Annotated in this window: 19 protein-coding genes; 10 read left to right on the forward strand and 9 right to left on the reverse strand. The window is 48.7% G+C overall.

Annotated features, from left to right (window positions below):
• Positions 1–83: 83 nt before the first annotated feature.
• The 5 genes from cobA (at position 84) to cysC (ending at position 5,813) form a co-directional block, all read left to right on the forward strand.
• Complete coding sequence (cobA, locus tag CIK04_RS04795) at positions 84–959, forward strand: uroporphyrinogen-III C-methyltransferase (RefSeq protein ID WP_097353277.1); 876 nt, start codon at positions 84–86, stop codon at positions 957–959.
• 57 nt (positions 960–1,016) lie between these two features.
• Complete coding sequence (gene cysD, locus CIK04_RS04800; RefSeq protein ID WP_011078801.1) at positions 1,017–1,925, forward strand: sulfate adenylyltransferase subunit CysD; 909 nt, start codon at positions 1,017–1,019, stop codon at positions 1,923–1,925.
• A 17-nt stretch (positions 1,926–1,942) separates the two neighbouring features.
• Positions 1,943–3,370: a sulfate adenylyltransferase subunit CysN gene (gene cysN / locus CIK04_RS04805; RefSeq protein WP_097353278.1), complete on the forward strand. Its 1,428-nt coding sequence runs from the start codon at positions 1,943–1,945 to the stop codon at positions 3,368–3,370.
• 82 nt (positions 3,371–3,452) lie between these two features.
• Complete coding sequence (locus CIK04_RS04810; protein ID WP_017420327.1) at positions 3,453–5,177, forward strand: SLC13 family permease; 1,725 nt, start codon at positions 3,453–3,455, stop codon at positions 5,175–5,177.
• A gap of 12 nt (positions 5,178–5,189) precedes the next feature.
• Positions 5,190–5,813, forward strand: a complete 624-nt coding sequence (cysC, locus tag CIK04_RS04815; protein WP_011078798.1) for an adenylyl-sulfate kinase — start codon at positions 5,190–5,192, stop codon at positions 5,811–5,813.
• A gap of 128 nt (positions 5,814–5,941) precedes the next feature.
• On the opposite strand, the gene CIK04_RS04820 is transcribed toward cysC, so the two are convergent.
• From CIK04_RS04820 to CIK04_RS04850, 7 genes are all read right to left on the reverse strand, one after another.
• Complete coding sequence (locus tag CIK04_RS04820) at positions 5,942–6,844, reverse strand: TIGR03899 family protein (RefSeq protein ID WP_017420329.1); 903 nt, start codon at positions 6,842–6,844, stop codon at positions 5,942–5,944.
• A 348-nt stretch (positions 6,845–7,192) separates the two neighbouring features.
• A complete protein-coding gene (locus CIK04_RS04825; RefSeq protein WP_011078796.1) occupies positions 7,193–7,690 on the reverse strand; it encodes a DUF3299 domain-containing protein in 498 nt (165 codons plus the stop codon).
• 4 nt (positions 7,691–7,694) lie between these two features.
• On the reverse strand, positions 7,695–8,954 hold the full coding sequence (locus CIK04_RS04830; protein ID WP_038940566.1) for an ABC transporter permease: 1,260 nt from the start codon (positions 8,952–8,954) through the stop codon (positions 7,695–7,697).
• Positions 8,951–9,655: an ABC transporter ATP-binding protein gene (locus tag CIK04_RS04835; protein WP_097353279.1), complete on the reverse strand. Its 705-nt coding sequence runs from the start codon at positions 9,653–9,655 to the stop codon at positions 8,951–8,953. Before CIK04_RS04835 ends, CIK04_RS04830 begins: the two co-directional genes overlap by 4 nt.
• A 66-nt stretch (positions 9,656–9,721) precedes the next feature.
• A complete protein-coding gene (locus tag CIK04_RS04840; protein WP_072600282.1) occupies positions 9,722–10,339 on the reverse strand; it encodes a DUF2796 domain-containing protein in 618 nt (205 codons plus the stop codon).
• Positions 10,340–10,384: 45 nt separating this feature from the next.
• The gene (locus CIK04_RS04845; RefSeq protein ID WP_052152943.1) at positions 10,385–10,678 is read right to left on the reverse strand and encodes a DUF2607 family protein; all 294 of its coding nucleotides are present in this window, start codon (positions 10,676–10,678) and stop codon (positions 10,385–10,387) included.
• Between the two features lie 137 nt (positions 10,679–10,815).
• Positions 10,816–11,367: a YtfJ family protein gene (locus tag CIK04_RS04850; RefSeq protein WP_039561081.1), complete on the reverse strand. Its 552-nt coding sequence runs from the start codon at positions 11,365–11,367 to the stop codon at positions 10,816–10,818.
• Positions 11,368–11,698: 331 nt separating this feature from the next.
• Between CIK04_RS04850 and CIK04_RS04855 the strand changes: the two genes are divergently transcribed.
• Complete coding sequence (locus tag CIK04_RS04855; protein WP_011078790.1) at positions 11,699–11,908, forward strand: DUF1107 domain-containing protein; 210 nt, start codon at positions 11,699–11,701, stop codon at positions 11,906–11,908.
• Between the two features lie 101 nt (positions 11,909–12,009).
• Here CIK04_RS04855 and msrA read toward each other — a convergent pair whose 3' ends face one another.
• Positions 12,010–12,639, reverse strand: a complete 630-nt coding sequence (gene msrA / locus CIK04_RS04860; protein ID WP_017420337.1) for a peptide-methionine (S)-S-oxide reductase MsrA — start codon at positions 12,637–12,639, stop codon at positions 12,010–12,012.
• A 231-nt stretch (positions 12,640–12,870) separates the two neighbouring features.
• Between msrA and CIK04_RS04865 the strand changes: the two genes are divergently transcribed.
• The 4 genes from CIK04_RS04865 to CIK04_RS04880 all read left to right on the forward strand — a co-directional run bounded on the left by CIK04_RS04865 (position 12,871) and on the right by CIK04_RS04880 (position 19,221).
• Entirely contained in the window at positions 12,871–14,586 is a 1,716-nt protein-coding gene (locus tag CIK04_RS04865; protein WP_039449594.1) for an autotransporter assembly complex family protein, read from the forward strand.
• Positions 14,583–18,338, forward strand: coding sequence for a translocation/assembly module TamB domain-containing protein (locus CIK04_RS04870; RefSeq protein WP_097353280.1), 3,756 nt, complete (start codon positions 14,583–14,585; stop codon positions 18,336–18,338). Before CIK04_RS04865 ends, CIK04_RS04870 begins: the two co-directional genes overlap by 4 nt.
• A 71-nt stretch (positions 18,339–18,409) precedes the next feature.
• Complete coding sequence (locus CIK04_RS04875; protein WP_097353281.1) at positions 18,410–18,757, forward strand: gamma-glutamylcyclotransferase; 348 nt, start codon at positions 18,410–18,412, stop codon at positions 18,755–18,757.
• A 104-nt stretch (positions 18,758–18,861) separates the two neighbouring features.
• Complete coding sequence (locus CIK04_RS04880) at positions 18,862–19,221, forward strand: DUF2799 domain-containing protein (RefSeq protein ID WP_097353282.1); 360 nt, start codon at positions 18,862–18,864, stop codon at positions 19,219–19,221.
• A gap of 89 nt (positions 19,222–19,310) precedes the next feature.
• On the opposite strand, the gene ppa is transcribed toward CIK04_RS04880, so the two are convergent.
• Positions 19,311–19,841: an inorganic diphosphatase gene (ppa, locus tag CIK04_RS04885; protein WP_017420342.1), complete on the reverse strand. Its 531-nt coding sequence runs from the start codon at positions 19,839–19,841 to the stop codon at positions 19,311–19,313.
• Positions 19,842–19,927: the final 86 nt, after the last annotated feature.

The following is a 19,927-nucleotide window of genomic DNA, read 5'->3' on the forward strand; positions in this document are numbered from 1 at the left end:
TTTTGAATAAAAAATGAAATTTTAGAATTTCAGGTAATATGAAGAGCTCGCCATAATGCGCTTATCAATAGTTCGATGGAAAGATGAGCATGGCAGACAAGGACACAGCAACGGTTTTCCCTTTTAAGCGCCCTAGCGTGGTGGCAAGCAATCCCAAGGCTGGCCGTTATGGTCACAGCCAGCTCAAGCATGGTGAAGTGGCTTTAGTCGGTGCGGGCCCGGGTGATCCGGAGCTACTGACGCTCAAAGCGCTCAACTACCTACAGCAAGCCGAAGTCGTGCTGTACGACTACCTCGTCTCTGATGAGATCATGGCTCTGGTAGCAAATGACGCCATTTTAGTGTGTGTGGGTAAGCGAGCGGGTCACCACAGCGTACCTCAAGAGAAAACCAACCAACTCCTCGTGGACTTTGCTAAGCAAGGTTACAAAGTCGTGCGCATCAAAGGTGGCGATCCGTTTGTTTTTGGCCGTGGCGGCGAAGAACTAGAAGTGTTAGTCGATGCTGGCATTACCTTTCAAGTGGTCCCAGGTATTACAGCCGCAGCGGGCGCCACTGCGTATGCGGGCATACCGCTTACCCATCGTGATTACGCACAATCCGCAATGTTTATTACAGGGCATCTCAAAGCAGAAAGTGACCAATTGGATTGGTCGACTCTGGCAAGGGGGCAGCAAACACTGGTGATTTATATGGGGTTGATGAAGTCGAATTACATTCAAGAGCAATTGATTAAACACGGTCGCAGAGCACAAACACCGATTGCGATTATCGAACGCGGAACTCAGTTGTCACAGAAAGTTTTTAAAGGTCAATTATCGGAACTGGCTGATTTAGCTAAGAAAGCAGAGGCCCCAGCACTGATTGTGATCGGTGAAGTGGTGCAGTTGTCTCAGAAATTAGATTGGTTCTTATCTGGTACTCGAATCAACAATAGTGCTATTGCCAACTCAATATAATCGTTACCAAAGATTTAGGGATACGTATAAGCCAAAAGGTTTAAAAAGGAAATAACTATGGATCAACAACGCCTGACTCACTTGAAGCAGCTGGAAGCAGAAAGCATTCACATTATTCGTGAAGTGGCTGCTGAGTTCGACAATCCAGTAATGATGTACTCAATCGGCAAAGACTCTTCGGTCATGCTGCATTTAGCACGCAAAGCCTTCTATCCAGGGAAGATTCCTTTCCCACTACTGCATGTAGATACGGATTGGAAATTCCGCGAAATGATCGAATTTCGTGATCGTACGGCAGAGAAGTACGGCTTTGAATTGTTGGTACATAAGAACCCTGAAGGTCTCGCTATGGGATGTAGCCCATTTACCCACGGCTCATCGAAACATACTGACATCATGAAAACGCAAGGCCTTAAACAAGCATTAAATAAGTATGGTTTTGATGCTGCCTTTGGTGGTGCGCGTCGTGATGAAGAAAAATCGCGAGCGAAAGAGCGTGTCTACTCATTCCGTGACAAAAACCACACTTGGGATCCAAAAAATCAGCGTCCAGAGCTGTGGAAAACCTATAACGGCCAAGTAAACAAAGGCGAAAGCATTCGTGTGTTTCCTTTGTCGAACTGGACAGAGTTGGATATTTGGCAATACATCTACCTAGAGAACATCGAGATTGTTCCGCTGTATCTGGCCGCTAAACGCCCGGTGGTAGAGCGTGATGGCATGCTGATCATGGTGGACGATGATCGTATGAAGCTGAAAGAAGGTGAAGTGATCGAAGAGAAAAGCGTGCGCTTCCGTACCCTCGGTTGTTACCCATTAACGGGCGCGATCGAATCAGAGGCGAATACGTTGACAGGCATTATTGAAGAGATGCTGGTGGCGACTTCCAGTGAGCGTCAAGGACGAGCCATCGACCACGATCAATCGGGGTCGATGGAACTGAAAAAACGTCAGGGTTACTTCTAAGGATCTAAGGAAAGAAAATGAATAGTGCAGTTCAAGCTCAGCTCGCTGAGTTAGGTATTGAAGGTTACCTAAATCAACACCAACACAAATCGCTACTTAGATTCCTGACATGTGGCTCGGTAGACGATGGTAAAAGTACCCTGATTGGTCGTTTGCTACACGACTCAAAACAGATTTATGAAGATCAACTTGCGGCAGTGCATTCAGACAGTCAGCGCGTTGGTACCACGGGCAGTCGTCCAGACTTAGCGTTGCTAGTGGATGGTCTACAAGCGGAGCGTGAGCAAGGCATCACCATCGATGTGGCTTACCGTTACTTCTCAACCCAGAAGCGTAAATTCATTATCGCCGATACTCCGGGGCATGAGCAGTACACGCGCAACATGGCAACAGGCGCTTCAACGTGTGACCTAGCGGTGATTCTGATCGACGCGCGTAAAGGTGTGTTGGATCAAACGCGTCGTCACTCGTTTATCTCCAATTTGCTCGGCCTGAAACACTTTGTGGTTGCCGTGAACAAAATGGACTTAGTGGAATTTTCTCAGCAACGCTTTGAAGAAATCAAAGCGGAGTACCTAGAGTTTTCGAAAAACCTGCGCGGCGAAACGGATATTCAAATTATCCCAATCTCTGCTCTGGAAGGCGACAACGTGGTTGAGCTGAGCCAACAAATGGCTTGGTACCAAGGCCCGACACTACTCGAAATTTTGGAAGCGGTTGACGTTGAGAAAGAGAAAGAAGCGGGTGAATTCCGTTTCCCAGTGCAATACGTTAATCGTCCAAACCTCGATTTTCGTGGTTTCGCTGGCACCATTTCGTCTGGTGTGGTGAACGTGGGCGATCGCATTACGGCGCTGCCATCGGGTAAAAGCTCAACCGTTGCGCGCATCGTTACTTTTGATGGTGACCTTGAACAAGCACAAGCGGGTTTGGCCGTGACGCTCACGTTAGCCGATGAAATCGACATCAGCCGTGGTGATTTGATTGTTCATCAAGGAGCGGACGTTGAGCTGACTAACCACTTCGCCGCCGATGTGGTGTGGATGACTGAGCAGCCACTTCAGCCCGGTCGTGATTACGATATCAAGATCGCTGGTAAGAAAACCATCGGCCGTGTTGAGCACATTCATCATCAATATGACATCAACAATCTTTCAACGCACAGTGCGGCAGAGCTTCCGCTCAACGGTATTGGTTTGTGTGAATGGACGTTGAACGAGTCGATTGCTCTCGATAACTATCAAGATTGTGCCGACACGGGTGGTTTCATCATTATCGACCGCCTTACCAATGTGACGGTAGGCGCGGGCATGGTGAGTGAGAGCTTGGTGGAAGTGCAGAAAGCCGTTGGCGATTACTCGGCATTTGAAATTGAACTCAATGCTCTGATTCGTAAACACTTCCCTCATTGGGATGCGAAGGATTTGAGCCAGTTGCTGAAGTAAGCTCTGCGCACAAGTCAGTTAAATAATCAGAAATCATTTGTAGTCATGGGAGAGAACCTCTCTCCCTTTATGGGGATGTCGTATGTGGGAGCAAGGATTTGTATTGGCGTTGTTGCTGGGCATCATCACCTGTTTGCTCGTCACGAAAATCAAACCAAGCTATATTTTTGCTGGTGCGGCGTTTGCGGCATTTATGGCTGGAATGAGTGATCTCACTGCGATTGCGGCGAACTTCACCAACTCATCCTTATTGACCTTAGTGCTGCTGATTCTCGCTTCGACTGCGCTGGAAAAGACACGTTTGATCAGTTGGGTCAGTCGCAGTATTTCGGAAGGCAGATTGTTGACGGTGGTGGCAAAACTGGGTTTTTCCACGGCCTTCCTCTCTTCGTTTACCAATAATACCGCGGTGGTAGTGTCGTTGATTGGAGCTATCAAACGCAATCGTCAACATGCGCCTTCTAAGCTGTTGATTCCGCTTTCTTATGCAGCGATTTTTGGTGGCACACTGACATTAATTGGCACGTCTACCAATTTGATCATCAACAGTTTCGTCGAAGATGCAGGACTACCCAGTCTCAGTTTCTTTACCCCAACGTTGATTGGTTTGGCGATCGTGATTGGCGGGGTATTGGTGCTGATCCCTCTCAGTTATTTGCTACCCGATTACGATGACCAAGGTCAAGATGAGTTACCGTATTTCCTAGAAGCCGCGGTTGAACCCGGTTCACCGCTGGTGGGGCGTAGCATCACCGAGAACAATCTACGTGCTTTGCGTAAGCTGTTTTTAGCAGAGGTGATCCGTGATGGGCAAACGGTGCCTTCCGTTGGGCCTGATTTTGTTCTGCAAGCCAAAGATCGTTTGTTGTTTTGTGGTGAGGTTGATAGCGTCTCGACGTTGCAAGAGATTCCCGGTTTAACCTTGTTTGGCCAGCAGCATCTGAATGGGCAGAACTTTGTTGAAGTGGTGGTTAGTTCCTCAGCAACTTTCTGCAACAAAACCCTCAAATCGAGCCGTTTTCGTGACCGGTTTGATGCGGTGGTGGTGGCAATTCGTCGTGGCCATGAACGTCTCGAAGGGGGCTTAGGCAATATTACCCTAGCGGCTGGCGATACCTTAGTGGTAGTGCCGGGTAAGCGATTTGAAGCGGAGCGGCAGGCACATCGTAAAGAGTTTGTGCTGATGAACGATTTGGATTCCAGCGCCCGTTTGGACAGCCACAAATCAACGTTGGTGTTGCTCGGCTTTATGGCGGTGATTGCTGCGGCACTGACGGGGTTAGTGCCCATCATTAAAGGCTTGGCACTGTATCTCCTGGCTCTGGTGGTTTTTGGTATTGTGCAACTCAATGAGCTAAGACGACGTTTTCCGATTGATATTGTGGTGATTGTTGGCTCGGCGCTGTCGATTGCGCAGTTGATGATCAGCTCTGGTTTTTCAGAGCGTATGGGCGGTATGTTCATTGAAGCCTTCAATGGCTGGGGTGTGTTTGGTGCTTTGGTGGCCACCTACTTTGTCACTTTGATCCTCACGGAACTGGTGACCAACAATGCCGCTGCGGCTCTTGCCTTTCCGCTGGGCTATAGCATGGCGCTGGGTTATGGCGTTGATCCGATGCCGTTTATCATGGCGGTGTTGTTTGGTGCCAGTGCCAGTTTTATTTCACCCTACGGGTATCAAACCAACTTGCTGGTGTACAGCGTGGGGAATTATCGTTTGTTGGATTATTTGAAAATTGGTGTGCCGATCTCTTTGGTGTATTCGGTGCTCGTGTTGACTTTGATTCCGATTTTCTTCCCGTTTTAAAAAGGATTTTCTATGAGCAGCGTTATCGCGCAAAAAGATGAAAATGTCGTTTGGCATCAACATGCTGTGACTAAAACGCAGCGCGCAGATTTAAAACAGCAAAAGCCAGCCGTGCTTTGGTTTACAGGGTTGTCTGGTGCGGGCAAATCGACAGTGGCTGGTGCGCTGGAAAATAGGCTTGCTGAGCAAGGTTTCCATACTTATTTATTGGATGGAGACAACGTACGCCACGGTTTGTGCAGTGATCTTGGTTTTTCGACGCAAGATCGTCGTGAAAACATTCGCCGTATCGGTGAGTTAGCTAAGTTGATGGCCGATGCAGGATTGATCGTGTTGACGGCATTTATTTCTCCTCACCGTGCTGAGCGTCAGTTGGTGCGTGATTTATTGCCGGAAGGGGAGTTTATTGAAGTCTTCGTCAATACGTCATTAGAAGTGTGCGAACAACGCGATCCCAAAGGTTTGTATAAAAAAGCACGCGCAGGCGAAATTGCCAACTTCACGGGAATCGACTCTGAATATGAGGTACCGCTCAATCCAGAGATTGACCTGCCTGCAGGAGAAAAAGGCATTGAAGCGCTGGTGGATTTACTGGTGGAGCAACTGACGCTGCGTGGTGTGATTTCCCCACGTTAGTACTCTTATCTGAATTTTTTTGTATGACAAGAAGTGAGTGTCGCAGCGCGAGACTCACTTTTTTATTGTGATTCATTTTATGTGGATCGCTTGACGTTATTACCGTGCTGGCAATTTTCGCGTCGATTTTACACGGTGTGATGGATGCTACTTTGCGCGTCAGTTTGTACGGTAAATTTTTGATTGAGTAGCGCAACCAATTGATCGTAATACGAGTTATTCGGTTTGTTGCCAAGCAACTTACACAACTCATTCCCTGTTGGAGTAAAACGGTAATAAAGCAAACGCACGCCTTTAGATGTGGCATTCAACTGCAAATTTTTGCCTTGATAAGTGAGCATGAGCGGTGTTTGCTGTTCAATTTCACCCGACTCAAGCTCAGTACCGTGCAGCAGCCCTAATTCAATCAAAACCAGTAGACTGGAAAAGGGAAGTTGGAAGCTGCCAATATTAATGTTGCTGGTGGTGTCCCGCTTCCCAAAGCTGAACAGTCCGCCTTGTGCACGAAAGCCAATGAGTAATTTACGGCTGGCGTCACCACCAAAGCTGCAGGCAAGCGAGGCGGCGCGTTGCAGTGTGTGCGCTTCCTTTGGCGTCATGTCTTGTAGCACTTTCAGCGCTTTCATCGACGTTGAACCTGGATTGGTCACTTCGCGTTTAAGTACCTGTGCCCACAGTTTTTGCATGGCACTGTTGTGGATCTCTTGCGCCATGTCGAAGAAGCGGTAGAGCCAATCTTGATCTGGCTCACCAGCCGTTTCATCTTTGCATGATACATGCGCCAGCTTGAGGATCTGCTCTAGGTTTTTTTGTCGCTGTTCTTTGCGTTGCTCTTCACGAAACATGGCCCGCTCTAGGGCATTTTTGGCTGGCGGATCTTTTTGCAACAGTGCATCGAGGCCATAGGTTTGCGCTATGGTTTGGATTCGACTCGCGCTGTCTTTGATATAGCTGGACTTTTTCTCCTGATAACCGCCGCTTTTGGTTTCGGGTTCCACGTCAATGACGACGGGAGGTCTGCTATCCGCCATGGGTTTTTCCTTTCATCTTTTCGCTGGCTAAGCTCTCAATGTACCTGCAATCAGAAGCAGACTGCAAGATTCACGCCTCACACTCTGCTGGTTCATGGCGAGATATTGCCCTGTTCGCGGAGAAAATCGCAAATTAACCGTGTAATAGGCTATGCCAAATGATAATAAGTTGTTAAAATTGTTGCGTTGTTTTGTGAGGGAACTATGAAGTACTTCGGAGAGAATAAGCTGAAAAAGCACCTATCAATCGCGCTACTCTTGGTGGCTTACCTAGCAACGTTAATTTATTTATCTAAATTCATTGCTTGAGAGAGAACGATTGACAGGTTGTGTAAATGTTAATCGTGATTACATGTCGTCATAAGGTTCAATGGCATCACCTTCGATCACATAAGCCGTTTCTGCCAATTCATGGCTGACGGTTTCGGTTTTTAAGGTACCCACCAGATAAATCACATCCCACAGCTCCTGAACGGGAGCGCCTTTTGGAAACTTCACATAAATAATTTGGTTCGGTGGTGGTGGTGGTACGTGAATACACGCACCGAAGTATGGCACCAACAGAAACTCTGTCACTTTGTTGGCATCCCCTTCAAGCGGAATCACAAAGCCTGGGATCTTAACTTTTTTGTTATTGAGTTCAGGGCGAACGCCGCCAACTTTGGATTGGGCGGCGGCCGTACCGGAGTGATCGGCGGCGGGCATACCAACACTGTCGAACATTTTACGTTCTTGCTCGGGGACCAAATCGATCCAATCCAAAGTGGTGACTTGCTGTGCGATGGCTTGCACGGGCAGCCAAGCGGCAAAAATCAGCGTTAAAAACAGAGTGAGTCTACGTTTCATGACGTTAAATCCTTATGGTCATTCCATCACTGAGTGATTGTTTATAAGCTCTGATTGCAGGGATAAAACCGATGAGGATGCCTGCAGTTTGAACAAAGGCGAGTAACATCCATTCATGAGGAGAAATCGCCGTCATAGTGATGTTAATGCCGTATTGTTGTTGAATGATTGGCTGCGCAATCGAAAGTAATCCGTACACCCCCGCCACCCCAGTGACGATACCTGCCAGTGTCAGTAAGCTGGCTTCGCTTATCAATAACGTGAAGACATGACGAGGCCTTGCTCCCATGGCACGTAGGATGGCCATCTCGCGGCGACGCTCTTGTAAGCTGGTGAGCAAGCTGCTGAGCATGCCAAGCAACCCGGCAATGACAACGAATACCGAGACGGCCATTAAGGCTTGTTCGGCGACAGACATCATGCCCCATAGTTCATGCAGCGCCACGCCAGGCATGATGGCGCTGAGTGGCTCTTGATTGTAGGTGTTGATTTCACGTTGCAGTGCGAAGGTTTGGATGCGCGATTTCAACCCGAGCATCATCGCGGTGATTTGTTTGGGCTGAAATTGTTTTTGTTCCAATTGAGTGGCATCGGGGGAGGGGCCGAGTCGAGCGCCGGATTCCCAACCAACATGGATCGCTTCAATGGCTTCAAGTGAAACGTGTACCGTCTTGTCGACGGGGGTGCCTGTTGGCGCTAGGATACCGACCACTTTAAACGGCAAATTGTCATGGCGGCTAAAACCGACGTCACTGATGCCGTGAGCAATGATGATTTCACTGCCGATCTGATAACCCAGTTGTTTCGCCACATCGGCACCGAGTACCGTCTCAAACAAGCCATTGAACGGTTTTCCCTGAGAAAACGTGAGTGGTTGCTTACTGCCATATTTGAAATGTTCAAAGTAGCTGTGGTTTGTCCCCATCACGCGAAAGCCTTTATGAGAATCCCCCAATGAGATCGGGATCGCCCATGCTACAGCGCGATGGTTGGCAAAATCTTGATAGCTCTTCCAGTCAATATTGTTGGTGGCATTGCCGATGCGAAATACCGAATACAGTAAGAGGTTTACTTGGCCAGAACGCCCGCCGACGATGAGATCGGTACCAGAAATGGTATTGGCAAAACTCTCTTTGGCTTGCGTGCGAATTTTCTCGACCCCTAACAGCAGAATGACCGAGATCGCCACCGTTAGCACGGTCAAAAAGGCGGTGGCTTTGCGATTCCGTAAGCTTTTCCAAGCTAAGGTCACCGTTGCGCTCATGAGGCTTCTCCTGCTTGGTTGAGTTGACGTAGATCCACTGTACGGTCAAAAAGACGTTCCAAGGTGGGATCGTGACTGACAAACACCAAGGTGGCATTGGCAGCGTTGGCTTGTTCCATCAGCAGTTCGATAAAGGCGCTGCGATTGTCGAAATCCAGTGCTGACGTTGGTTCGTCAGCAATCACTAGAGCAGGCGCACCGATTAAGGCGCGTGCCGCCGCAACGCGTTGTTGTTGCCCGATACTCAGTTCACTGACCGATTTGAGATGCAGCGATTGCGGTAAATGGAGGCGAGTAAGCAACTGCGCCGCTTTCGCTCGGGCATCACCTTCCACATGGGTTGCGCGTGTACGAGAGAACAGGCAAGGCAGCAAAACGTTCTCTAAGACATTGAGGTATGGCAACAGATTAAATTGCTGGAAGATATAACCGATATTGTCAGCGCGAAACTTATCTCGTTGACTGGGAGACAGTGCAGCCAGTTCTGTACCGAGAATCGTGAGTTGACCAGATTGTACTTGGTTGATGCCGGTTAATAGACTCAGCAGTGTGGACTTGCCACAACCACTAGGGCCCTTAATAAAAACATGCTCACCGCGAGCAACGGAAAAATGCGGTATCTGCAGGATAGGCTGGGTAGCCTCTTTCCACGTAAAAGAGACTTGCTGTAGTTCAATGACCGCAGGCGAAGTGTTCACCATAACATTTACCCTATTGAGTGGAGAAGAATAGCAGGTAAGTAACCACTTACCTGCTGAGCTTAGCCGTTATTTCAATGAGACGGTGCTGTGTGCTGGCGACAAGGCAAGGGCACTTTGTACTTTGTCCGTTAGAACATTGGCCTGAATCGCTTGAGTCGCAGGGAATTGCTTAAACCAATCGGTTTCAAGTTTATTCAATGCAGCCACATTGTCGCAGTGATATTGGTACTCGACGGTAAAAGCACCATGACCATCGTGCTCATGTCCGTGGTCATCATGATGTTCGTGGTCGTCATGGTGTTTGTGGTCGTCATGATGTTCGTGGTCATCATGATGCTCATGGCCATCGTGCTCTTCACCACCTAAGGTGTGTGTCACCGATACATTCTCAATCGTGCATTTGGCGGCTTCATTGATTTGAACCATCAAGTCGGCTTGAGAGAGTTTTTCTACTGCGGCCTTAAGTTGATTTTCTTGTTCTGTATTTTCTGGAGCGTGTTCAAAACCGACGACATCGGCCCCCGGAGCGGTGATTTCGAGCAGAAGATCATGGCCGTCTTGGGCGATATTAAATTCGACCTGACCGTGTACGTGAGCATCGTGTTGACGAAAGCCCTCTTGCGCAGACGCGAGAGCGGAAAAAGAAAGCCCAACCAAAATGGCGAGAGAAGTTTTGCGTAGCATGGTTCTAATCCTTAATAAACTAAATTGAAATACTTATAGACATATTTAGTTGAAGGGAGGAGAACGCGCCAAATAGGCACTGGTTGGTTGATAAGGGGCAATCGCTGTGACGGATTGCGGTTGTGCGTATTTGGGCACCAAAACGGGGACGCTAATCGCTGCTTGGTTAACACCATGATGGGCATTGGCAAACAGTTGGCAGTGATGGCTGTTGTGGTGCTCGGCATTAAAATCAAAGTCATGGGCAATGCTGGCAAAGCTCAAAAACACGCTGAGTACCACCGCAAAGATCGCAGTGTGGCGCAAAGTCATGAAAGGGAGGCTAAGATTGTGTTGCATAAACCGATTGAGATATTTGAAAGTGTTACAATATAACAGTTATTCAGCCGCAAAGTTCACTCTTTTTGTCAAAAAGCGTACAAAAAATAAAACCCATACCGATGGAGTGTATGGGTTTTATTGATGAAGAAAAGCAATTAAATGTTAGCTTTGATTAACTCAAGGACTTGAGTGATGTCATCGCTTGAAAGTGTCCCTTCTTTGACAAACAGCACTTTGCCTTGCTTGTCTTGTACGATGATCGCAGAGCTCTCTTTATCCAGTTGCCAACTGCTGGCCACCACGCCATTTTCGTCTAACACCATTGATGACCAAGGGAACTCTTTCTTGCTGTCTTGCGCCGAAGATTTGACAAACGATCCTGTACCCCAAATCGCGTCATCTTGATTGATGATGGTGGTGGTTTGGTAATGATCCGCTGAAAACTGTGCGGCAGTAATGGCTTGCATCAGAGGCGCATTCATCTCTTTTGAACTGCTGCGACCCGCAATAGCTTGAATCACGCGAACTTTACCGAGCATTTGTGAAGAAGCCCAAGGTTGAAATGCGGTGCCTTTTCCTTGCAGCACAATTTCGCCATACGAAGCCACACTAACGCTAGGGACTGGGTTGCCTAGAGAGAGGTTGTGTGCTGCTGCGCCAAAAGAAGCACTAAGCAGTGCCAGTGTGAGGAGAGTCTTTCGTTTCATCGATTTATCCTTATGTTTCTTAAACTCCGTTCATTAAGAGCGGAGTGCATTTTATCTTGTGCTGGCTGAGTATAATACGCTGTTGGCAAAAATATCTGGCTACAAATAACATTTTTTTAACAAAAATGGCTTTAATGAGTTTAACTCTCCATCACTCTGAGGTATGCTTTTTTCATTTATTAGTGAACGCTAATGAGTCAACGACAAATAAAATGGCCAGCTGAGGTGAGAGGAACTCGCCTTCGAGTGAGCCAAACAAGGAATGCCAAAAGGCATGGGTGACGTGCTCTTTGCCCGTCACATTAACTGATACGGAAGTTGAGGTTTGCTTATGTTGCGCGAATTTGCTGTCTATCGTCCACGTCAAGTGGCTCGATTTGTTAAAACCCTTTTCAAAGGTTCTTTTTCCATCAATGGCATTGGGGAGTTTGAGTTCGACAACGGCAAAGTGCTGTTGCCGGATACTCACAATACACAAAAATTGTCTGTCTATCGTGAAGTCAACGCAGAGATCAACGCTCTGTCTTTGGCTGCCGCTTAGTTCACTTTTGGCTCGTCGTCTTGCTTGGCGCCGTGGCGATCAATCACGCTTCGGCATGGAGAGCAAGCGATCACGCTGAGGTGATCGCTTTGATGCTGACATTAGGCTGGCGGAAAGCACACACCGGTACCGCCTAGACCACAATAGCCTTCTGGATTTTTGGCCAAATATTGCTGGTGGTAAGTTTCCGCGTAGAAGTAAGGCCCTGCAGGGCGGATCTCGGTGGTGATGGTGTTGTGTTGTTGATTTGCCAATGCCGCTTGATAGGCTTGCTGTGAAGCAAGGGCGATATCGAGCTGTTGATCACTGAAAGTGTAAATGGCAGAACGGTATTGAGTGCCAAGATCGTTGCCTTGACGCATGCCTTGAGTGGGATCGTGACGCTCCCAAAATTTTTCCAGCAGTTGCTCAAGCGGTAATACTTGTGGGTCAAAGATCACGCGCACCACCTCCGTATGGCCCGTTTGACCACTGCACACTTCTTGGTAGGTGGGATTGAGCGTAAAGCCACCACTGTATCCGACCGACGTCGAAACCACCCCATCGAGTTGCCAGAACAAGCGTTCCGCGCCCCAAAAACAGCCCATGCCGAGCAGTATTTCTTGTTGTCCTTGAGTGGCGGGGGCGGTGATATCACTGCCGTTGACAAAATGAACTGGCTCTACTGCCATTGCTTCTTGGCGGCCCGCGAGCGCGTTATCGGCATCGACCATGATTTGTTTGTTGAGCATCTCTCTTCCCTTATATTCATCTGTGATATGACTCCGAACAAAAAACGGAATCTGGTTGTCCCTTTGTAGGGCGGGTGCTATCTTGCAAGCTCAGTCTCCGCTGGTGATGCAGGATAGTTTAGACCGTCAGCTTAACGCAACTTGTCTGCTTATGAGTTGTGTCGATTCTACACCACATTCATATCCGCAAAGCCTCGATGTCAGCCGACGTTGTTTTGTACGTACTAAAGCATGATAAAAAAAGTATTACCACTATTAGTCAGCTCGCTTTTTGCCAGCAATCTTGTTGCGGCGCCTCAAGTTTCTCTCTCTTTGGAAGGGGTGAGCGGTGCTGTGGAGGAAAATATCGAGGCGCACCTTACCTCGATTGATGAAAAGGATTACTCCACCTCTTTGCGTTTTCAATCTCGTCTTGATGGCATCATTAATGGCGCGTTGAACGCATTGGGTTACTATCATGCTCAGATTGACTATCAAATCAGCGACGATCAGGAAGAACTGACGGCCCATATCACCTTGGGCGAACCGGTGAGAGTTGAGACCTTTGATGTGCGCATTGAGGGGGAAGCCTCGAATGACAAAGATTTCCTGCAACTGTTAGAAAAATCGCCGCTTAAACAGGGGGCGATTTTAAATCATGGCGACTACGAGGCGCTCAAATCCTCAATTCGTAACCTCGCGTTGCAAAAAGGCTATTTTAAAGGCGATTTTATCGAAACGCGTTTAGAGGTCGCAGCCGATCTCAATCAAGCGTTTGTGCGCCTTCATTACGCCAGTGGGATGCGTTACCACTTTGGTCAAACGGCCATTACTGGTAGTCAAATTGAAGAAAACCGAGTGCGCTCCTTGCAACCGTTTAAAGCCGGTGACCCCTATTTAGTCGCCAAAGTGGGGGAGTACAATCAAAACCTCTCTAACACCGATTGGTTCTCATCGGTATTCGTGGAACCTGATTTGTCATCCCTGGATGATAGCCGTGAGTTGCCAATGAAAGTCAGCTTGGCTCCGCAAGCAAAAAACCAGATTGAAACGGGTATTGGTTACGCCACCGACGTTGAATTTCGCGGTACGTTGAAATGGAAAAAACCGTGGGTGAATGAACTTGGCCACAGTTTTGACAGCAGTTTGTCGATTTCGAAACCAGAACAAACCGTGACCGCGGGTTATCAGATCCCGCTTGAAGATGTATTGCACGATTACTACCGCATTCAATACGCGATGAAACACGTCGACAGCCGAGACACCAAAAGCTTGGAATCAAACTTAGCCGTTGAGCGTCATTGGTTGCTAGACAACCGTTGGCACAGAACGGTGTTTGTCCGTTATTTGATTGAAAACTATGAGCAAGGCTTGCAAGACGACGTGGCGCAGTTTGTTTTACCCGGTGTCTCTTTTTCTCGCAGTCGCGTGCGTGGCGGCAGCATGCCAAGCTGGGGCGACAAACAGAGTATTACCTTTGAGTATGGTGATGACAATTTGTTATCGGAAACGCGAGTGCTGCGCGTGCAAGGCCGAACGACATGGATTCGCAGCCTAGGTGAGAATCACCGTGGTCTTGCACGGCTTGAAGCGGGTGCCAACATCACCGAGGAATTTGAAAAGCTCTCGCCCTCGCTGCGTTTCTTCGCTGGTGGTGACAATAACCTACGTGGTTATGGTTACGAGTCCATTTCACCCAAAGACAGTAGTGGTGCCTTAACCGGGGCACAGTACATTGCCACCAGTACGCTAGAGTACCAGTATCGCTTATATGGCAACTGGTGGGCGGCGGCCTTTGTTGATTATGGTGATGCCTTTAATGACACGCCAGATTGGAAAACGGGGACGGGGCTTGGCATTCGCTGGGCTTCGCCAATTGGTCCAATTCGCATCGACTTCGCTTGGGGGCTGGATGCCGAGCCGGGAGATGAGTTCCGTTTGCACTTCACTTTGGGGCCTGAATTATGATCAAAGTGGTGTTTAAATGGAGCAAATGGATTTCTGCGGGCGTCATGGCGCTGCTGATTTTGCTGCTGGCCTTGATTGCTCTGCTGCTCTTTACGCATCCCGGCCTAACTTCGGCCATTTGGGTAGCGGAAAAAGTGGTGCCGCAGTTACAAGTTGGCCAAGTACAAGGTGCGCTGTTTCCCAAGTTTACGCTGAGAAAAGTCACCTTTAATGATGCCGATCTCAACATCGCTTCGTCTGTAGATGAACTGACTTTAGCGATGAATTTTCAGTGTTTGTTGGAGCCCAAAGTTTGCATCAATGATATCAGTATTGATGGCTTGGCGCTCTCACTGCCACAGTTACCTCCCAGTTCAGAGAGCGTTGAAGAACCCAGTAAACCGCTGAAAAGTATCAGCACGCCCGTGCCCGTCTTTTTGCATCGATTGGCATTGACTAACATCCAGCTGGATGTGCTGGGCAACCAAATCTCTTGGGGAGAATTGAGTAGCGCCCTCTCCATGAAAGGGGATCGTCTGGTCATCGCGCCAACTCGCTTTAGCGATATTGATGTCACGCTGGCTCCCAGCGAGCCGCAAGCTCAATCGGTGGCGCAAAATGACGCGCCACGACAAGATATTGAACTGCCAGAAGTATGGATCCCGCTGCAAATGGTGTTGCAGCGTTTTGATGTCAACCGTTTTACCTTGCATCAAGAAACGCCATTGATAGTCAATCATTTAGCGTTGGAAGCGAAGGCGGGGAAAAACCGTGTTGACGTGGCGACGTTGGAGCTCGACATGCCGCAAGTGTCGGCCCAAGCGAACGCGCAGGTTGAATTGAAAGGTGAGTACCCACTTTCATTGGATCTTAAGGCAAAGCTGAAAGAAACCGACCTGAAAGGACAGAGCATTGTACTGAATGCGTCGCAAAGCGTGGCTCATTTGCAGTTGCAGAGCACCTTGTCTGGGCCCGTTTCCGCACAGCTATCTGCCACGCTTGAGCCACTCTTAGTGAGCTTGCCTTTTGATGTCAAACTCTCAGATCTTCAGACCCAATGGCCGTTGAGTGGCGAGAGTGATTATCAGATCAAGGCAACCAACCTGATGGCCCAAGGTTCTCTTGAGGGCTATCAGTTGGCGCTGCAATCTCAACTGGATGGTAAAGAGATCCCAGCGATCACGCTTGATGTGCATGGCGGCGGTGATCTGCAACACATTAATCTCGATAAGCTCAATGTCGAGACGCTGGGGGGAGAGCTCAAAGGCCAAGTGATGGCCAACTGGCAATCGTTGGTCAATTGGCGGGCGAGTTTACAACTGCAAAATATTCAGCCTGGTCTGCAATGGCCAGAGGCGGAAGGCAACATCAGTGGCAAACTTGCAACCACTGGCTCATTGACTGAGAAAGGCGGTTGGAAAGTGGCGCTGCCAGAACTGGATATTGATGGTTTGCTGCGTGGCTATCCACTCAATATTGAAGGTTCGCTACACGCTTCCGATGAACAGGGCAACGGAGAAGTCTACCTCGATACTGAGCGCTTAACCTTGTCTCACGGTCCGAATGGCTTAACCGCCAAAGGTCAGCTAAAAAAAGAGTGGCAGATGGATGTCGATATCCATTTCACCGATTTGGCGAAGAGCGTACCGGATCTATCTGGTTCGGTGGCTGGTGAAGTGGACTTGCGTGGTGCGTTGAAAGAGCCGGACATTCAACTGGCACTGCAAGCACAGAGCATCCAATGGCAGAAGCAAGCGAGCATCGAACAGTTGTCGCTCACAGGCAGAGTCACGCCTTTGCCAGAACCGCAAGCGGATGTCACATTGAAGGTGGCGGCGCTGCGTTATCAAGAGCAGTTGATTGACTCAATTTTGCTCTCGGTCAGTGGCGGTGAAAAACAGCATCAACTGAGTTTGGACGTCTCTTCTAATTTGGTGTCCACCAGTTTGGCTATCCATGGTGGCTTACAGCAAAAACCACAGATGGTTTGGTCTGGGGAGTTGGAGCGCATGTTTGCCACCACTCAGCAAGGGACGTGGACCTTACAACAAGCGACGGCAATTAAAGCCAATATTGATCAGCAACAGGTGGATGTCGCCGCACATTGCTGGCAGCAACAAGGCTCAACGCTTTGCCTAACGAAAGACATTCGCGTCGGTGAAAAGGGCGAAGCCGAGCTGGCATTAAATCAGTTTGATTTCGCTCAGATTGCGATGTTTTTACCGCCTGAAACAAAGCTCGATGGCAGCGTTGACGCAACAGTGTGGGCCAAATGGGCACCAGAGAGTTCGCCGCAAGCCAAAGTGTCACTGCATTTACCCACAGGTCAGGTTCAACAGAAAGTTGAACAAGTCGTGACGCTCGGTTGGGACGACATCAACCTCAATGCACAGCTGCATCAAGATCAATTGAACGCGGATTGGCAGATCAATGTGAGTGAGAACGGCGATTTGACGGGGCAACTGCAAGTGGCCGATGTGCAAGCCAGCGATCCACAACTGAAGGCTAAGTTGGCTCTTAGCCAGTTCAATTTGGATTTCTTGGCACCTCTGGTTGGGGAATACAGCGTGCTGAAAGCGCTGATTTCAACCGATCTGTCGGTGTCGGGTTCGGCTTATCACCCTCAAGTGAAGGGTCAGTTCCTAGTGGACGATATCCAAGTGAACGGCGATATCAGCCCAATCGACGTGAAACAGGGCAAACTGGCGATTGATTTTCGCGGTTATGACGCTGATTTGGCAGCCAACATTGTGACCCCTGACGGAGAGCTCAACGTCAGTGGTGAGGCGAATTGGCAGCAATTGGATAACTGGCACAGTAAGGTGCGAGTTTTTGCCGATTCCCTCAAAGTCGACATGCCGCCGATGGTGAAAATTAAGTTGGTACCGGATATGACGATTGAAGTTAATCCGACGCTGGCCAAAGTGACGGGCAGTTTGGCTCTGCCTTGGGGGCGTATTGTTGTTGAAGAACTGCCACCAAGCGCGGTGAGTGTGTCGAAAGATCAGGTGCTGCTCAACGACCAACTTGAGCCTATCGATAAGTCTTCTTCGATGCCATTTAACGTTCAAACCGACATTAACATTTCGATTGGTGACGACTTCAAACTGGCGGCATTTGGCCTTGAGGGGGGCTTAAAAGGCCAGTTGAATGTCACACAGAAAGACAAAGGGCCGTTTATTCTTGGCGAAGTGAACATTGTTGACGGGACCTATCGTTCTTTTGGTCAAGACCTCTTGATCAAAGAAGGCAAAGTGTTGATGAACGGGCCTGCCGATCAGCCTTATGTGGCGATCAAAGCAATTCGCAATCCAGAAAATACCCAAGATGATGTCATTGCAGGGGTTAAGGTCACTGGCCCTGCGACAGAGCCTGAAATCACCATCTTCTCGGAGCCTGCCATGCCGCAAGCGAATGCGCTCTCTTATCTACTCAGGGGGCAGAATATCGATGGCGAATCTGGCGGTGGCAGCGCAATGACCACGGCCTTAATTGGGTTGAGTCTGGCCAAAAGTGGCAAAGTCGTTGGTGAAATTGGTCAGGCGTTTGGCGTGCAAGATCTTCAGTTGGATACCGCAGGTTCCGGGGAAGACTCACAAGTCACGGTCAGTGGCTACATCATGCCAGGGTTGCAAGTGAAGTATGGGGTGGGTATTTTCAAACCGCTTGGTGAGTTCACCGTGCGCTATCGCCTGATGAAAGATCTTTATCTAGAAGGGGTTTCTGGGGTTGAAAGTGCCGTTGATCTGCTTTATCAGTTTGAGTTTGATTAAAATCTCGCCACGTGCTATCAAACCTTAACTTGGTCAAACATCGCACATCATGCAGATAACACGGAGGCGTTATGCAGCATTTGGTTTTTGTCTATGGCACCTTGCGCAAAGGGGAATCTAACCATCACTATCTCGAGAAAAGCGAGTTTTTAGGTGGTTGTCAAAGTGCTCAAGATTATCGCCTTTATGATCTCGGAGATTATCCTGCGCTGGGTGAAGGCAATCGTGCTATCAATGGCGAAGTCTATTTGATTGATGATGAGACGTTACAAACGCTGGATAAGTTGGAAGATGTGCCAGTGGAATACCGCCGCGAAACCATCTCGACCCCATTTGGCCAAGCGTGGATTTATCTCTATCAAGACAGCAGTAAGTTGGTGGAGGAAATTGCCTCAGGAGATTGGTGCCAACGCGTTTGAGCGATTGAGTCTCGAAGGCCGTATACTGTGATAGGTTGGTTGGGTCGTTGTGGATGAAGAAACGACAGAGCCTTGAGAGCCCATCTCAATAAAGGAGAGCGAGCATGAAAGCATTGGTATTGACGATCCCGTTGTTGTTGCTGACTGGCTGCGTACAGACTCCGTTACCGCAATCGGATCACGCTTTAGATTGGCACACCTTTGGTGTTGAAAGCGCGTTAGAAGGTAAGATGGCTTTAAGCGAAGCACGTTTATTCGAATTGGCGGAACCGCGAGACCTCTCGGCCGATTTGGTGGCCTCATACCAAGCGGGCTACCAAGAAGGTAAGCAGCAATACTGTCAGCAAAATGCCTATATGTTGGGGGTGATTGGCAAGCCTTACTATGGCATTTGCGATGATGTTGCTCCCTTCTTCAAGCAAGACTACCTATCCGGAAAAATGTCGACGGCTGGTGGTTTGTAAAGATGAAAGAGGCGGTAAGAACCGAAGTGCTTGTCAGGATCAAAAAGAGCTGTGTTCACACAGCTCTTTTGCCTTTCAATGAACAAGGATTATTTGCTCTGTGCACGCTGATAAGAATCTAGGATCTCTTTGCGCGCGGCTTCCACGTCTTCCCAACCATCTACTTTGACCCACTTACCTGATTCAAGCTCTTTGTAGCGCTCAAAGAAATGGGTGATTTGCGCTTTGAGCAACTCAGGTAGATCGTTGACGTCTTGGATATGATCGTACTCTTTGGACAGTTTGGAGTGTGGTACTGCCACGACTTTGGCATCTTCGCCGGATTCATCGGTCATTTTAAGCACGCCCACCGGGCGACAACGGATCACTGAACCAGGCATCAAAGGGTAAGGGGTTGGGACCAACACATCGACAGGGTCGCCATCCAATGAAAGCGTGTGATTAACGTAGCCATAGTTGCATGGATAGAACATCGGCGCCGACATAAAGCGATCAACGAACACCGCGCCAGACTCTTTGTCCACTTCGTATTTGATCGGATCCGCGTTGGCTGGGATCTCAATAACCACATACAGATCATCAGGCAGTGATTTGCCCGCCGGGACGTTATTTAAACTCATGAGTGATTTCCTTTTCTTTAGTTTTTGGGCTGAACGGTGATAATTTAGCCGCAAACAGGCAGAGCTGTAAACCGAGTGCGTTGGGC

It is taken from the genome of Vibrio sp. 03_296, from assembly GCF_002265885.1.

Bases quoted from the DNA above. Each gene is read 5' to 3' on its own strand.
- CIK04_RS04830 (WP_038940566.1), bottom strand. From the start codon at position 8,954: ATGAGCGCAACGGTGACCTTAGCTTGGAAAAGCTTACGGAATCGCAAA.
- CIK04_RS04850 (WP_039561081.1), bottom strand. From the start codon at position 11,367: ATGAAACGAAAGACTCTCCTCACACTGGCACTGCTTAGTGCTTCTTTT.
- CIK04_RS04870 (WP_097353280.1), top strand. From the start codon at position 14,583: ATGATCAAAGTGGTGTTTAAATGGAGCAAATGGATTTCTGCGGGCGTC.
- CIK04_RS04880 (WP_097353282.1), top strand. From the start codon at position 18,862: ATGAAAGCATTGGTATTGACGATCCCGTTGTTGTTGCTGACTGGCTGC.
- CIK04_RS04865 (WP_039449594.1), top strand. From the start codon at position 12,871: ATGATAAAAAAAGTATTACCACTATTAGTCAGCTCGCTTTTTGCCAGC.
- CIK04_RS04835 (WP_097353279.1), bottom strand. From the start codon at position 9,655: ATGGTGAACACTTCGCCTGCGGTCATTGAACTACAGCAAGTCTCTTTT.
- ppa (WP_017420342.1), bottom strand. From the start codon at position 19,841: ATGAGTTTAAATAACGTCCCGGCGGGCAAATCACTGCCTGATGATCTG.
- cysC (WP_011078798.1), top strand. From the start codon at position 5,190: ATGAGCAGCGTTATCGCGCAAAAAGATGAAAATGTCGTTTGGCATCAA.
- CIK04_RS04875 (WP_097353281.1), top strand. From the start codon at position 18,410: ATGCAGCATTTGGTTTTTGTCTATGGCACCTTGCGCAAAGGGGAATCT.
- CIK04_RS04840 (WP_072600282.1), bottom strand. From the start codon at position 10,339: ATGCTACGCAAAACTTCTCTCGCCATTTTGGTTGGGCTTTCTTTTTCC.
- cysN (WP_097353278.1), top strand. From the start codon at position 1,943: ATGAATAGTGCAGTTCAAGCTCAGCTCGCTGAGTTAGGTATTGAAGGT.
- cobA (WP_097353277.1), top strand. From the start codon at position 84: ATGAGCATGGCAGACAAGGACACAGCAACGGTTTTCCCTTTTAAGCGC.
- CIK04_RS04810 (WP_017420327.1), top strand. From the start codon at position 3,453: ATGTGGGAGCAAGGATTTGTATTGGCGTTGTTGCTGGGCATCATCACC.
- CIK04_RS04855 (WP_011078790.1), top strand. From the start codon at position 11,699: ATGTTGCGCGAATTTGCTGTCTATCGTCCACGTCAAGTGGCTCGATTT.
- CIK04_RS04845 (WP_052152943.1), bottom strand. From the start codon at position 10,678: ATGCAACACAATCTTAGCCTCCCTTTCATGACTTTGCGCCACACTGCG.
- CIK04_RS04825 (WP_011078796.1), bottom strand. From the start codon at position 7,690: ATGAAACGTAGACTCACTCTGTTTTTAACGCTGATTTTTGCCGCTTGG.
- CIK04_RS04820 (WP_017420329.1), bottom strand. From the start codon at position 6,844: ATGGCGGATAGCAGACCTCCCGTCGTCATTGACGTGGAACCCGAAACC.
- msrA (WP_017420337.1), bottom strand. From the start codon at position 12,639: ATGCTCAACAAACAAATCATGGTCGATGCCGATAACGCGCTCGCGGGC.
- cysD (WP_011078801.1), top strand. From the start codon at position 1,017: ATGGATCAACAACGCCTGACTCACTTGAAGCAGCTGGAAGCAGAAAGC.